This window comes from Streptomyces sp. UH6, assembly GCF_013421635.1.
GTDB lineage: Bacteria > Actinomycetota > Actinomycetes > Streptomycetales > Streptomycetaceae > Streptomyces > Streptomyces abyssomicinicus.
In genome coordinates this window covers 1-11,250 of sequence record NZ_JACADT010000086.1, presented here as the reverse complement: position 1 = coordinate 11,250, position 11,250 = coordinate 1, and the positions used below count along the sequence as shown (strand labels likewise).

At 71.6% G+C, this 11,250-nt stretch carries 12 protein-coding genes; 5 read left to right on the top strand and 7 right to left on the bottom strand.

Annotated features, from left to right (window positions below; all coding sequences use genetic code 11):
- Positions 1 to 81 precede the first annotated feature (81 nt).
- Positions 82 to 1,464 carry a glycine--tRNA ligase gene (locus HW445_RS08015; protein ID WP_180220326.1) on the bottom strand — a complete coding sequence of 461 codons (1,383 nt, stop codon included), beginning with the start codon at positions 1,462 to 1,464 and terminating at the stop codon, positions 82 to 84.
- 238 nt (positions 1,465 to 1,702) lie between these two features.
- Here HW445_RS08015 and HW445_RS08010 point away from each other — a divergent pair, with 238 nt between their 5' ends.
- Genes HW445_RS08010 through HW445_RS07995 form a run of 4 tightly spaced genes read left to right on the top strand, consistent with a single transcriptional unit; the run spans position 1,703 to position 4,893 of the window.
- Positions 1,703 to 2,698, top strand: coding sequence for a metal ABC transporter substrate-binding protein (locus HW445_RS08010; protein ID WP_180220325.1), 996 nt, complete (start codon positions 1,703 to 1,705; stop codon positions 2,696 to 2,698).
- 32 nt (positions 2,699 to 2,730) lie between these two features.
- Positions 2,731 to 3,498 carry a metal ABC transporter ATP-binding protein gene (locus HW445_RS08005; RefSeq protein ID WP_180220324.1) on the top strand — a complete coding sequence of 256 codons (768 nt, stop codon included), beginning with the start codon at positions 2,731 to 2,733 and terminating at the stop codon, positions 3,496 to 3,498.
- The gene (locus HW445_RS08000) at positions 3,498 to 4,418 is read left to right on the top strand and encodes a metal ABC transporter permease (RefSeq protein WP_180220323.1); all 921 of its coding nucleotides are present in this window, start codon (positions 3,498 to 3,500) and stop codon (positions 4,416 to 4,418) included. Before HW445_RS08005 ends, HW445_RS08000 begins: the two co-directional genes overlap by 1 nt.
- 58 nt (positions 4,419 to 4,476) lie before the next feature.
- A complete protein-coding gene (locus tag HW445_RS07995) occupies positions 4,477 to 4,893 on the top strand; it encodes a Fur family transcriptional regulator (RefSeq protein WP_180220322.1) in 417 nt (138 codons plus the stop codon).
- Between the two features lie 125 nt (positions 4,894 to 5,018).
- Here HW445_RS07995 and HW445_RS07990 read toward each other — a convergent pair whose 3' ends face one another.
- The 3 genes from HW445_RS07990 to HW445_RS07980 all read right to left on the bottom strand — a co-directional run bounded on the left by HW445_RS07990 (position 5,019) and on the right by HW445_RS07980 (position 7,492).
- Positions 5,019 to 5,408, bottom strand: a complete 390-nt coding sequence (locus tag HW445_RS07990; RefSeq protein ID WP_180220321.1) for a hypothetical protein — start codon at positions 5,406 to 5,408, stop codon at positions 5,019 to 5,021.
- Between the two features lie 16 nt (positions 5,409 to 5,424).
- On the bottom strand, positions 5,425 to 5,961 hold the full coding sequence (locus tag HW445_RS07985) for a hypothetical protein (RefSeq protein WP_180220320.1): 537 nt from the start codon (positions 5,959 to 5,961) through the stop codon (positions 5,425 to 5,427).
- Between the two features lie 64 nt (positions 5,962 to 6,025).
- Complete coding sequence (locus tag HW445_RS07980; RefSeq protein ID WP_180220319.1) at positions 6,026 to 7,492, bottom strand: ATP-binding protein; 1,467 nt, start codon at positions 7,490 to 7,492, stop codon at positions 6,026 to 6,028.
- Between the two features lie 294 nt (positions 7,493 to 7,786).
- On the opposite strand from HW445_RS07980, the gene HW445_RS07975 reads away from it, so the two are divergent.
- Positions 7,787 to 8,494: a glycoside hydrolase family 11 protein gene (locus HW445_RS07975; RefSeq protein WP_180220318.1), complete on the top strand. Its 708-nt coding sequence runs from the start codon at positions 7,787 to 7,789 to the stop codon at positions 8,492 to 8,494.
- Between the two features lie 60 nt (positions 8,495 to 8,554).
- Here HW445_RS07975 and HW445_RS07970 read toward each other — a convergent pair whose 3' ends face one another.
- The 3 genes from HW445_RS07970 to HW445_RS07960 form a co-directional block, all read right to left on the bottom strand.
- Positions 8,555 to 9,406 (bottom strand): isoprenyl transferase, encoded by an 852-nt coding sequence (locus tag HW445_RS07970; RefSeq protein ID WP_180220317.1) that lies wholly within the window; start codon positions 9,404 to 9,406, stop codon positions 8,555 to 8,557.
- 46 nt (positions 9,407 to 9,452) lie between these two features.
- The gene (gene recO / locus HW445_RS07965) at positions 9,453 to 10,199 is read right to left on the bottom strand and encodes a DNA repair protein RecO (protein ID WP_180220316.1); all 747 of its coding nucleotides are present in this window, start codon (positions 10,197 to 10,199) and stop codon (positions 9,453 to 9,455) included.
- A gap of 109 nt (positions 10,200 to 10,308) precedes the next feature.
- A complete protein-coding gene (locus HW445_RS07960; RefSeq protein WP_180220315.1) occupies positions 10,309 to 11,250 on the bottom strand; it encodes a hypothetical protein in 942 nt (313 codons plus the stop codon).

Below are 11,250 nucleotides of genomic sequence, written 5' to 3'. Positions count from 1 at the left end.
TACCCCGGCCGACGCGGACGGGCCCCGGTCCTCCCCTGCGGAGGGGGAGGACCGGGGCCCGGTGCGCGGGAAGGGAAGCGGTCAGCAGCCGATCAGGCGCGAGGCGAGGTAGCCCTCGATCTGGTCGAGGGAGACCCGCTCCTGCTTCATGGAGTCACGCTCACGCACGGTCACCGCGTTGTCGTCCAGGGTGTCGAAGTCGACGGTGACGCAGTACGGCGTGCCGATCTCGTCCTGGCGGCGGTAGCGGCGGCCGATGGCGCCGGCGTCGTCGAACTCGATGTTCCAGTGCTGGCGCAGCGCCTGGGCGAGGCCCTTCGCCTTGGGCGAGAGCTCCGGGTTGCGGGAGAGCGGGAGCACGGCGACCTTGACCGGCGCGATGCGCGGGTCGAGGCGCAGCACGACGCGCTTCTCCATCTTGCCCTTGGCGTTCGGCGCCTCGTCCTCGACGTAGGCGTCGAGGAGGAAGGCCAGCAGGGTGCGGCCGACACCGGCCGCGGGCTCGATGACGTACGGGGTGTACCGCTCGTCGTTCTCCTGGTCGTAGTACTGGAGGTCCTGACCGGAGGCCTTGCCGTGGGCGGTGAGGTCGTAGTCGGTGCGGTTGGCGACACCCTCGAGCTCGCCCCACTCGCTGCCGCCGAACTGGAAGCGGTACTCGATGTCGGCGGTGCGCTTGGAGTAGTGGGAGAGCTTCTCCTGCGGGTGCTCGAACCAGCGCATGTTCTCCTCACGCAGGCCCAGGCCGGTGTACCAGTTCCAGCGCTGCTCCATCCAGTACTCCTGCCACTTCTCGTCCTCGCCCGGCTTGACGAAGAACTCCATCTCCATCTGCTCGAACTCGCGGGTGCGGAAGATGAAGTTGCCGGGCGTGATCTCGTTGCGGAAGGACTTGCCCATCTGGGCGATGCCGAACGGCGGCTTGCGGCGCGCGGCGGTCTTCACCTGGGCGAAGTTGGTGAAGATGCCCTGGGCCGTCTCGGGGCGCAGGTAGGCGACCGAACCGCTGTCCTGGGTCGGGCCGAGGTGGGTGGAGAGCATGCCGGAGAACTGCTTGGGCTCGGTGAACTGACCCTTGACGCCGCAGTTGGGGCAGTTGATGTCGGCCAGGCCGTTCTCGGGGGCGCGGCCCTTCTTCTCCTCGTAGGCCTCCTCCAGGTGGTCGGCGCGGAAGCGCTTGTGGCAGGAGGTGCACTCGGTGAGCGGGTCCGAGAAGGTGGCGACGTGACCGGAGGCGACCCAGACCTCGGGGGCGAGGATCACGGAGGAGTCGATGCCGACGACGTCCTCACGGGAGGTCACCATGTAGCGCCACCACTGGCGCTTGATGTTCTCCTTGAGCTCGACACCCAGGTGCCCGTAGTCCCAGGCGGCCTTCTGACCGCCGTAGATCTCACTGCAGGGGAATACGAAGCCACGGCGCTTGCTCAGGCTGACGATGGTGTCGATCTTGTCGGCGGCCACGGTGCTCTCTTCATTACGACGACGGGCGGCGAGCGGCCGGCCGGCGACTGCCGCGCCGGCCCCTCGGAGCATTGCTTCACAGCGAATGCCTCAGGTTACCGGCGGGGACTGCCCCCCGATCAAATCGGTCCCGCCACCAGGACGCACGAGGCTGTGCGACACACCCCATCCGGCCCCTTCGCGTAGCTTTGACCTCCGTTGTTGACAACGGTTTCCATATTAGTTGAAAATGAGAGTCATGAACGTCCGACGCCTCATACCGACGACCGCCGCCGCCACCGCCACCGTGCTGGGCGCCATCGCCCTCACCGCCTGCTCCGGCGGAGACACGGCCACGGCCAAGAACACCGAGAAGTTCGATGTCGTCGCGTCGTTCTACCCGATGGCCTTCCTCGCCGAGCAGATCGGCGGGAAGAACGTCAACGTCACGACCCTCGTCGAGCCCGGCCAGGAGCCGCACGACCTGGAGATCACCGCCCGGCAGACCGCCGCGCTCACCGAGGCGGACGCGATCCTCTACCTCCAGGGCCTCCAGCCCGCCGTCGACGAGGCCGTCGCCCAGACCGAGGGCCCGGAGAGGATCGACGCCGCCACCCTCACCGAGCTCGAGGAGCACGGCGCCGAGGTCGACGGGGAGCACGCGGACGAGCACGCCGACGAGCACGCCGACGAGCACGAGGGCCACGACCACGGCCACGACCACGCGGCCGGCGCCAAGGACCCGCACATCTGGCTGGACCCGGACAAGTACGCCGAGGTCGCCGAGGGCGTCTCCAAGGCCTTCCAGAAGGCCGACCCGGACCACGCGGCCGACTACCGGGCCAACACCGAGGACCTGGTGAACCGCCTCGACGCGCTGGACCAGAAGTTCGAGGACGGCCTGAAGAACCGGAAGACCGACGTCTTCCTCACCAACCACTCCGCCTTCGGATACCTCGCCGAGGCCTACGGCCTGATCGAGGAGTCCATCACCGGTCTCGACCCGGAGTCCGAGCCCAGCGGCGCCCGCGTCAAGGAGCTCCAGCACATCGCGGAGGAGGACGGCGTGACCACCGTCTTCTACGAGACCCTGGTCAGTGACAGCACCGCGAAGACCCTCGCCGAGGACACCGGTCTGCGGACCGACGTGCTCGACCCGCTGGAGGGCGTCACCGACAAGTCGCGCGGCGACGACTACTTCCAGGTCATGGAGTCCAACCTCACGGCGCTGCGGAAGGCGCTGGGAGCCAAGTGAGCCGGCAGGAACCCCACCCTCAGGAGGGCGCCGTGGACGAGCCCGTCATATCCCTGCGCACGGTCCGCGCCGAGCTGGGCGCGAAGCCCGTCCTGCGCGGCATCGACCTGACCGTGCGGCACGGCGAGGTCGTCGCGCTGCTCGGCGCCAACGGCTCCGGCAAATCGACCACGGTCCGCGCGATCATCGGCCAGGTACCGGTGCTCTCCGGCGAGATCGACCTGTTCGGCGTCCCCCGCCGCCGGTTCCGGCAGTGGTCGCGCGTCGGCTACGTCCCGCAGCGCACCACCGCCGCGGGCGGCGTCCCGGCCACGGTCACCGAGGTGGTCGCCTCGGGGCGGCTGTCCCGGGCCCGCTTCGGGCTGCTCCGCAAGGCCGACCACGAGGCGGTGCGGCACGCCCTGGAGCTGGTCGGCCTCGCCGACCGCGCCAAGGACCCCGTGGACGCCCTCTCCGGCGGCCAGCACCAGCGGGTGCTGATCGCCCGCGCGCTCGCCTCCGAACCCGAGCTGCTGATCATGGACGAGCCGATGGCGGGCGTCGACCTGGCCAGCCAGGAGGTCCTCGCGGACACCCTGCGCGAGCAGGTCGCCCGCGGCGTCACCGTGCTGCTGGTGCTGCACGAGCTGGGCCCGCTGGAGCCGCTGATCGACCGCGCGGTGGTGCTGCGCGACGGCTGCGTCCTGCACGACGGCCCGCCGCCGAAGGCCCTCGGCCAGCACGCGCTGCCCGGCCACGACCACGTCCACCCGCACGACGACGCGGACGCCGACCACCTCCGTACGGGACTGCTGAGCTGATGGACCTCCTGAACTACGCCTTCATGCAGCGGGCGCTCCTCGCGGCCGTCCTGGTCGGCCTGACCGCGCCCGCCGTCGGCATCTACCTGGTGCAGCGCCGCCAGGCCCTGATGGGCGACGGCATCGGCCACGTCGCCATGACCGGTGTCGGCCTCGGCTTCCTGCTGAACTCCTCGCCGGTCTGGGTCGCCACCCTCGTCGCCGTCGCCGGCTCGGTGCTGATGGAGCTGATCCGCTGGTACGGCAAGGCCCGCGGCGACATCGCGCTGGCCATGCTCTTCTACGGCGGCATGGCGGGCGGCGTGCTGCTCACCGCGCTCGCCCCCGGCGGCACCAACGCCGGCCTGACCACCTACCTGTTCGGCTCGCTCTCCACGGTGAGTTCCTCCGACGTCACCGCCATCTGCGTGCTCGCCGCGCTGGTACTGCTGGTCACCGTGGGGCTGCGCCGCCAGCTCTTCGCGGTCAGCCAGGACGAGGAGTTCGCGCGGGTCACCGGGCTGCCGGTGCGGGCGCTGAACCTGCTGGTCGCGGTCACCGCGGCGGTCACCGTCACGGTCGCCATGCGGGTCGTCGGCCTGCTGCTGGTGTCCGCGCTGATGGTGGTGCCGGTCGCCGCCGCGCAGCAGCTGGCGCGGAGCTTCGCCGCGACCTTCGCGATCGCGGTGGCCCTGGGCGTCGCCGCCACGCTGGGCGGCACGACCGTCTCGTACTACAACGACGTGCCGCCGGGCGCGACCATCGTGCTGCTGACCATCGGCGCGTTCGTGCTGCTCACGGCGCTGGCCACGCCACTGGCCAGGCGCCGGGCGGCGGCCGGCGCGCGGCGGGCGCGGGACGTGCGGACACCGGTCCCCCAGGACGAGGCCGAGTACGACCTCACCGCGTCCGAAGGTCCCGCCGGTCGGCACGGACCCTGACCGCGCATCGCCGGGCTGGCACAATGGCCCGGCGACCCACGAATGTGAGGAGGCAACGGTGACGTCGACCGCCGGATCGCCCGTACGGGGCCGTTCCACCCGACAGCGCGCCGCCGTGGCGCAGGCCCTGGACGAGGTCAACGGATTCCGCAGCGCGCAGGAACTCCACGACCTGCTCCGTCACCGCGGCGACTCCGTGGGCCTCACCACCGTCTACCGGACGCTCCAGTCCCTCGCCGACGCGGGCGAGGTGGACGTCCTGCGCACGTCCGAGGGCGAGTCGGTCTACCGGCGCTGCGCGAGCGAGGAGCACCACCACCACCTGGTCTGCCGCGGCTGCGGCAAGGCCGTCGAGGTCGAGGGCCCCGCCGTCGAGCGGTGGGCCGACGCGATCGCCGCCGAGCACGGCTTCGTGGACGTCGACCACACCGTCGAGATCTTCGGCACCTGCGCCACCTGCGCGGCGGGGGGCTGAGGGGCCCCTCCCCGGCCCACGACACGCCGAAGCCCCGCCGCGTCGCGGCAGACTGCCGGTGCCTGACGCGACGGAGCTCCGACTCATCCGGCTCCGCCCTCACCGAGCGGATTCACGGGGGCTCTCTACGAAGCGCACGCCATGCCGAGATGGATGCGCACTTCGTCGTCCCGCAGCATCCGGACCCGCACGGTGACGCTGTTGTCGCACTCACCGATCCGGTTGCTGTAGCTTCCGCCCTCCAGGTGCTCCCCTTCGGGGATGGTCTGCCATTCCCTCTCCTCACCTTCGAAGGTGCCGTCGAAGAGGGCGAGGTCCGCTTGGCCGGAATCAGCGAGGAACTTCCGCAATCCGTCACGGGACGTGTCGAACCACCCGTCATACATGCGCGGGCCGCTCTCCCCCGCAGCCTCGCCCGCGTCGGGACCACACCCGAAGCAGGCCAGGGCGGCCAGAACCGACACGAGGAAACCCGCCACGGCTCTTGGTCTGTCAGACGTCACGGTCACCGACATGGACCCTCCACCGCCTTCAGGCGCGCTGCAGATGCTGGTCGAGGAGAGCGCGCAGGCGGTCGAGGGAGATCTGGTCGGGGGCGCCGCGCTTCGCGATCCAGCCGCCCCGTATCCCGGCGCGCTGCGGGCCGCGGAGGACGAAGAGACGGTCGGTCTCGATGTAGCTGCCGAAGGCGCCCCACGCCAGGTGGGCGTCCATGGTGGCGGTGGCGGTGCGTACGCCGTCCTCGTCGACCGTTACCCGGCACGGCACCAGCTGGTCGCCGACGGCCCTGGCCTGCCGGCGCGCCGACAGGACGTACACCCAGGGCAGCACCAGCGCCTCCAACAGCAACAGCGAACCGAGGGCCAAGAAGGCGGTCGACCCCGTGACGGCCGCGCCGGTCACCGCAGCGACACCCAGGGCCCCGATCACGACCCAGACCGCAGGCCTGCTGACGAGGCCGGCCATGCCTCGCTGCTTGCGCGAGAGCACCTTCACCGTCTCCCGGACATCCTCCACCGTGCTCTCGTACTCGAAGACCACGGCCCCCGGCACCACGTCCTGGCTCACGGCCCACCCCTCTTCCCCATCGGTCAAAGAGCCTGATCGTAGCCACGACGGAGGGACGGGCCCCTCACTCCCCCTGGTAGAGACGGACCAGATCGACGAGTTCGACGTCGCTCCGCGCGGCCGCCTCGCGCCGGAGGTCGGCGGTGAATCCGGAGCGGGCGAAGAGGAGGAGCTTGGGCAGGGCCTGCACCTTCGCGGCGGGCAGCAGGCCCCGCAGGTGCTCGAGGCGCTCCAGCTGGGAGACGCCGACGGCGCCGAGCGTGCCCTTGGCCTCTCCGATCGCGGTGATCCGCTCCGCACCGAAGGCCGGTGAGTGGGCCACGACCAGGTCGAGTTCGTGGCCGCGCCGATGTTCCCGGCAGGCGATCTCGGTCGGGCGGACCCAGGCGGGCCGGCCGCCGAGCGTCTCCGGCGCCGCGTGCTCGAAGCACCACTGGCGGGCGAGTTCCTCGAAGTGCGGACCGTAGATCCTGGAGGCGACGGTGTCGGCGCTGTCCGTCCACACCTGCTCGGCCCGGCCGACGACCAGTTCGGGCTCGTGCCGTTGGATCAGCAACTGGTGCAGCCGCACGACGGGCTCGGCGACCCGGAAGACGCTGCGCTTGTCCCTTGTGGCGTCCTCCGTCTGCTCCAGGAGCCCGATGTCCTGGAGGCCCGACAGCAGGTGCCCGAGCGAACCACTGGGACGGCCCAGCGCTGCCGCGATCTCCGACCGGCGGTGACGTCCGGCGCTCACCGCCGCGAGTACCGACGCGTAGGAGGTGGGGTCGGAGATCGACGGGTCCTCGCGCAGCAGCATCCCGCCCTCGCGGAACATGGCGGAGCCGGGATTGAGCAACCGCCGCACCACCCAGCGGTCGAAGTCGTCGAGGTCCGTCGGCCCGGAGCCGCCGCACATCTCCTTGTAGGCGGGAGTCCCGCCCACCAGGGCGTTGAGCCGGAACGCCGACTCCGGATCGTCCGCGACTCCCCAGAACGCGGCCGCCTCCCGGAACCGGAACGGACGCACCACCAGCTCCATGCTCGCCCGTCCCCGCAACGGAGCTCCCCCGCCGAGGAGTTGCGCCATCGTGGTCAGCGCGCTGCCGCACAGGACGAGCCGGGTCCGGGTGTGCTCCTTGGCGTGACCGAGCGGACTGAGGGCCTGCTGCAGGTAGGAGGGGAGAGCGGGCGTGGCGGAGACCAGGTAGGGGAACTCGTCGATGACGACCGGCACCTCGGCTTCCTCGCCGAGACGCAACAGCTCGTCCAAGGCGTCCCGCCAGTCACCGAACACGACAGGCCGGCGCAGCCCGCGGAAGTCCGCGTAGGCGCGGCCGAGGTCGTCGAGGTTCTGCGCCTCGCTCTGCTGCGTCGCCGCGAAGAGGAACCCGCCCGTCTCCCGGGCGAGCAGTTCCAGCATGAGCGTCTTGCCCTGCCGGCGCCGGCCGTAGACGAGCCCCAGCGACGCCCCGGCCTGTCCGGAGCCGACGAACTCGACCAGCTCACGCCACTCCGTGTCCCGCGCGAACAACCGCTCCGGCTTCACCATGGGCCCTCCAGCTATGATTGCTGCGCCAATCATAGCTGGAGCAATCATTCCGCTCCCCTTCGCGCGGCGGATCGGGGGTCCGGGTGATCCTCACGCCCCCGTGCGGGAGACCTCCGTGGCCGGCAACCGCCCGCCGGACACCGCGCGCCGTTGACAGCCCAGGACGCCCCGGCCAACACTGCCGAGAAGCCGCCCCGCCGACCGGGGCCGCTCCCATCTCCTCGGCCGCGTCCGGCCCGCGGGAGCACGCCGCGGGCCGGACCTCCGCAGTCGCCCCCCCACGAAGGAGTACGCGTGCACCCGGACCAGACACCCGACCGGAACGTCCCCCACTTATCCGGCGCCGGGCCCAGCCGCAGAAGCGTCCTGACCCGGGCCGCCGGCGTGGCGCTCACCGCCGGCGCGGGCTCGCTGCTGCTCCCCGGCACCGCGCACGCCCAGACCATCACGACGCCGCAGAGCGGCACGCACGACGGCCACTTCTACCAGTTCTGGACCGACGGCACCGGAACGGTCGCCATGACGCTCGGCGCCGGCGGCCGGTACGCCGTCAACTGGACGGGCTGCGGGAACTTCGTGGCCGGCAAGGGCTGGGCCACCGGCGGCCGCAGGACGGTCCGGTGGTCGGGCGCGTTCATCCCCTCCGGGAACGGCTACCTGTCCGTCTACGGCTGGGCGCGGAACCCGCTCGTCGAGTACTACATCGTCGACGGCTACGGCTCCTACCGGCCCACCCACCCCGACCACCGGGGCACGGTCAGCAGCGACGGCCAGGTCTACGACGTCTACCGCACGGTGCGGTACCCCAGTGGCGGCACCCAGATCCTCCAGCAGTACTGGAGCGTCAACCGCGGCAGCCGCACCCAGGGCGGCACCGTCACCACCGGCAACCACTTCGACGCGTGGTCGCGCGCGGGGATGACCCTGGCCGGCTTCGAGTTCATGATCGTCGCCACCGAGGGGTACCTGAGCAGCGGGCGGTCCGACATCCTCGTCGGCTGACGGGTCCCGCCAGGCCGGCCGCCGGGCCGGCCTGTCCGGGCACCTGGGCGTCCGGTCGGGTCAGGCCCCGGCCGGACCGCCCCGCATCGCGGTCTCCATGGCGAGGAGCTGCTCGTTGGGGACGGCCCCGCCGAAGCGGCGGTCGCGCTGCGCGTACTCCAGGCAGGCGCGCCACAGGTCGCGGCGGTCGAAGTCGGGCCACAGGACGTCCTGGAAGACCATCTCCGCGTAGGCGGACTGCCACAGCAGGTAGTTGGAGGTCCGCTGCTCGCCGCTGGGGCGCAGGAAGAGGTCGACGTCCGGCATGTCCGGGTAGTACAGGTACTTCGCGAAGGTCTTCTCGTTGACCTTGGACGGGTCGAGCCGCCCGGCCCGCACGTCCTCGGCGAGCGCCTGCGCGGCGTCGGCGATCTCGGCGCGACCGCCGTAGTTCATGCAGAAGTACAGGGTCAGCCTGTCGTTGCCCTTGGTCTGCTCCTGGGCGATCTGCAGCTCCTTGGCGACCGAGCGCCACAGCTTCGGCATGCGGCCGACCCAGCGGACCCGGATGCCGAGCGCGTCGAGCTGGTCACGGGTCTTGCGGATGAAGTCGCGGTTGAAGTTCATCAGGAAGCGCACCTCGTCGGGCGAGCGCTTCCAGTTCTCCGTGGAGAAGGCGTACAGGGACACCGCGCCGACGCCCATCTCGATGGCGCCCTGGAGGACGTCGAGGACCCGCTCCGCGCCCACCTTGTGACCCTCGGTGCGCGGCAGGCCGCGGTCCTTGGCCCAGCGGCCGTTGCCGTCCATGACGATCGCCACGTGCCCGGGCACCAGCTCGGACGGCAGCTTCGGCGCACGCGCCCCCGACGGGTGCGGCTCCGGCGCCGTGTACTCGCGGCGCTGCCGCCCCAGGAATCCGCCTACGGCCATGTTGTCCCAGCTCCTCGTCCTCGTGCCCCTGCAGTGTTGCGGGTGCCTACTTTTCCACGAACCTCAGCGACCGCAGACCGCGCTCCAGGTGCCAGTGGAGGTAGGCGGCGACCAGCCCGCTCCCCTCGCGGACGTGGCGCGCCTCGGCGGCGTCCGCGGTCTCCCAGTCTCCCGCGAGCAGTGCGCCCAGCAGCGCCAGGGTGGGGGCGGACGGCACCACGCTGCCCGGCATCCGGCAGTCCACGCAGACCGAGCCGCCGCCGGCGACGGAGAAGAAACGGTTGGGCCCGGGCATCCCGCACCGCGCGCAGTCGCCGAAGCTGGGCGCGTAGCCGTTGACGGCCAGCGAACGCAGCAGGAACGCGTCGAGGACCAGGTGCGGGGCGTGCTCGCCGCGGGCGAGCGTGCGCAGGGCGCCGACCAGCAGCAGGTACTGCTGCACGGCCTGCTCGCCCTCCTGCTCGGTGAACCGCTCGGCGGTCTCCAGCATGGCCGTTCCGGCGGTGTACCGGTCGTAGTCCGTCACGATCGTCCCGCCGTACGCGGCGATGGTCTCGCTCTGCGTGCACAGCGGCAGGGTGCGGCCGACCAGCTCGCTGCCGCGCGCGAAGAACTGCACGTCGACGTGGGAGAACGGCTCCAGCCGCGCGCCGAACTTCGACTTGGTGCGCCGTACTCCCCGGGCGACCGCGCGCACCCGGCCGTGGCCGCGGGTCAGCAGCGTGATGATCCGGTCCGCCTCGCCGAGCTTCTGGGTGCGCAGGACGACGCCGTCGTCCCGGAAGAGACTCATGGCCCCATTCTCCCGCACCCGCCACGGTGGCCCTCAGGGCCCCGCTCGGCGGACCGCTCGGCGGCCCGGCGGGCGGACCGGCGGTTGGCCCCGCGAGTGGCCTTCGGGGCTAGACGTCGACCATCCAGGCGCCGTCCTCCTCGTCGTCGACCCGGGTCTCCAGGTCCCGCAGGTTCATCCCGGCCTCCCACAGCTCGCGGAACCGCCGCAGCCGCTGCTCGACGTGGCCGGGGCGGGCGATCAGCCGGGTCTTGACGTTGACGTCGCGCAGGTCCTGCTCGATCTCGAAGGAGACGCCCTCGTCGTAGAGGATGAAGTCGCTGGTGGTGCCCCGCTGGAGGTGCGGCGGGAGTTCCTGCATGACCGCGGCGCGCAGCTCGATGCCGAGCAGCTCCTGCTCCTCGCAGAGCCGCAGCAGCTTGTCGTCGAGCATCTCCGCGGACTCCAGGAGGAACAGCCGCTGCACGACGACGCCCCGCTCGATGGCCTCCCGCTGGGCCTGGAGGTAGCGGGAGGCGGGCTCGCTGTTCCAGAACTCCCGGTCCACCGAGGTGCTGGTGGCGAAGATGGACCGCTCGGTGGAGTGGGTGAGGGAGAGCATCCAGTCGTGGTTCTCCCCCGCGCACTCGGCGGTGAGGTTGTTGAGGTCGGCCATGTGCCGCACCACCCGCTCCAGCTCGGCGCGGGCGAAGGTCTGGAGGATGTCCGGCCCCGTGGTGAGCACCTCGGCGATGGAGCGCCGGGTCTGCTCGGGGATGGAGTCGGAGGTGACCCGCTCCACGCGGTGGGCGGCGACGGCCTCCACGGGGCCGCCGGGCTGCGGGGAGGGCGTCGCGGCGCGCTGGTCCGCCGCCCCCTTCAGGTCCGCGGAGTGCCGCTCCAGGCTCTCCCGGACGGCGGTGACGGTGCCGTCCAGCACCGCCCGGGTCTCGCCGGCCTCCCGGGCCTGGTCCGCGAGCTGCCGGGACAGTCCGGCGAGGTGCTGGACGACCAGTGCCGCGGCGCCGCACAGGACGGCGAGCACGATCCGCAGCAGCGGCCCCTCACCGAT

What these genes read in the sequence shown, in the direction of transcription:
- HW445_RS08010 (WP_180220325.1), top strand. Translation starts at nt 1,703, where the DNA reads ATGAACGTCCGACGCCTCATACCGACGACCGCCGCCGCCACCGCCACC.
- HW445_RS08000 (WP_180220323.1), top strand. Translation starts at nt 3,498, where the DNA reads ATGGACCTCCTGAACTACGCCTTCATGCAGCGGGCGCTCCTCGCGGCC.
- HW445_RS07990 (WP_180220321.1), bottom strand. Translation starts at nt 5,408, where the DNA reads ATGTCGGTGACCGTGACGTCTGACAGACCAAGAGCCGTGGCGGGTTTC.
- HW445_RS07980 (WP_180220319.1), bottom strand. Translation starts at nt 7,492, where the DNA reads ATGGTGAAGCCGGAGCGGTTGTTCGCGCGGGACACGGAGTGGCGTGAG.
- HW445_RS07970 (WP_180220317.1), bottom strand. Translation starts at nt 9,406, where the DNA reads ATGGCCGTAGGCGGATTCCTGGGGCGGCAGCGCCGCGAGTACACGGCG.
- recO (WP_180220316.1), bottom strand. Translation starts at nt 10,199, where the DNA reads ATGAGTCTCTTCCGGGACGACGGCGTCGTCCTGCGCACCCAGAAGCTC.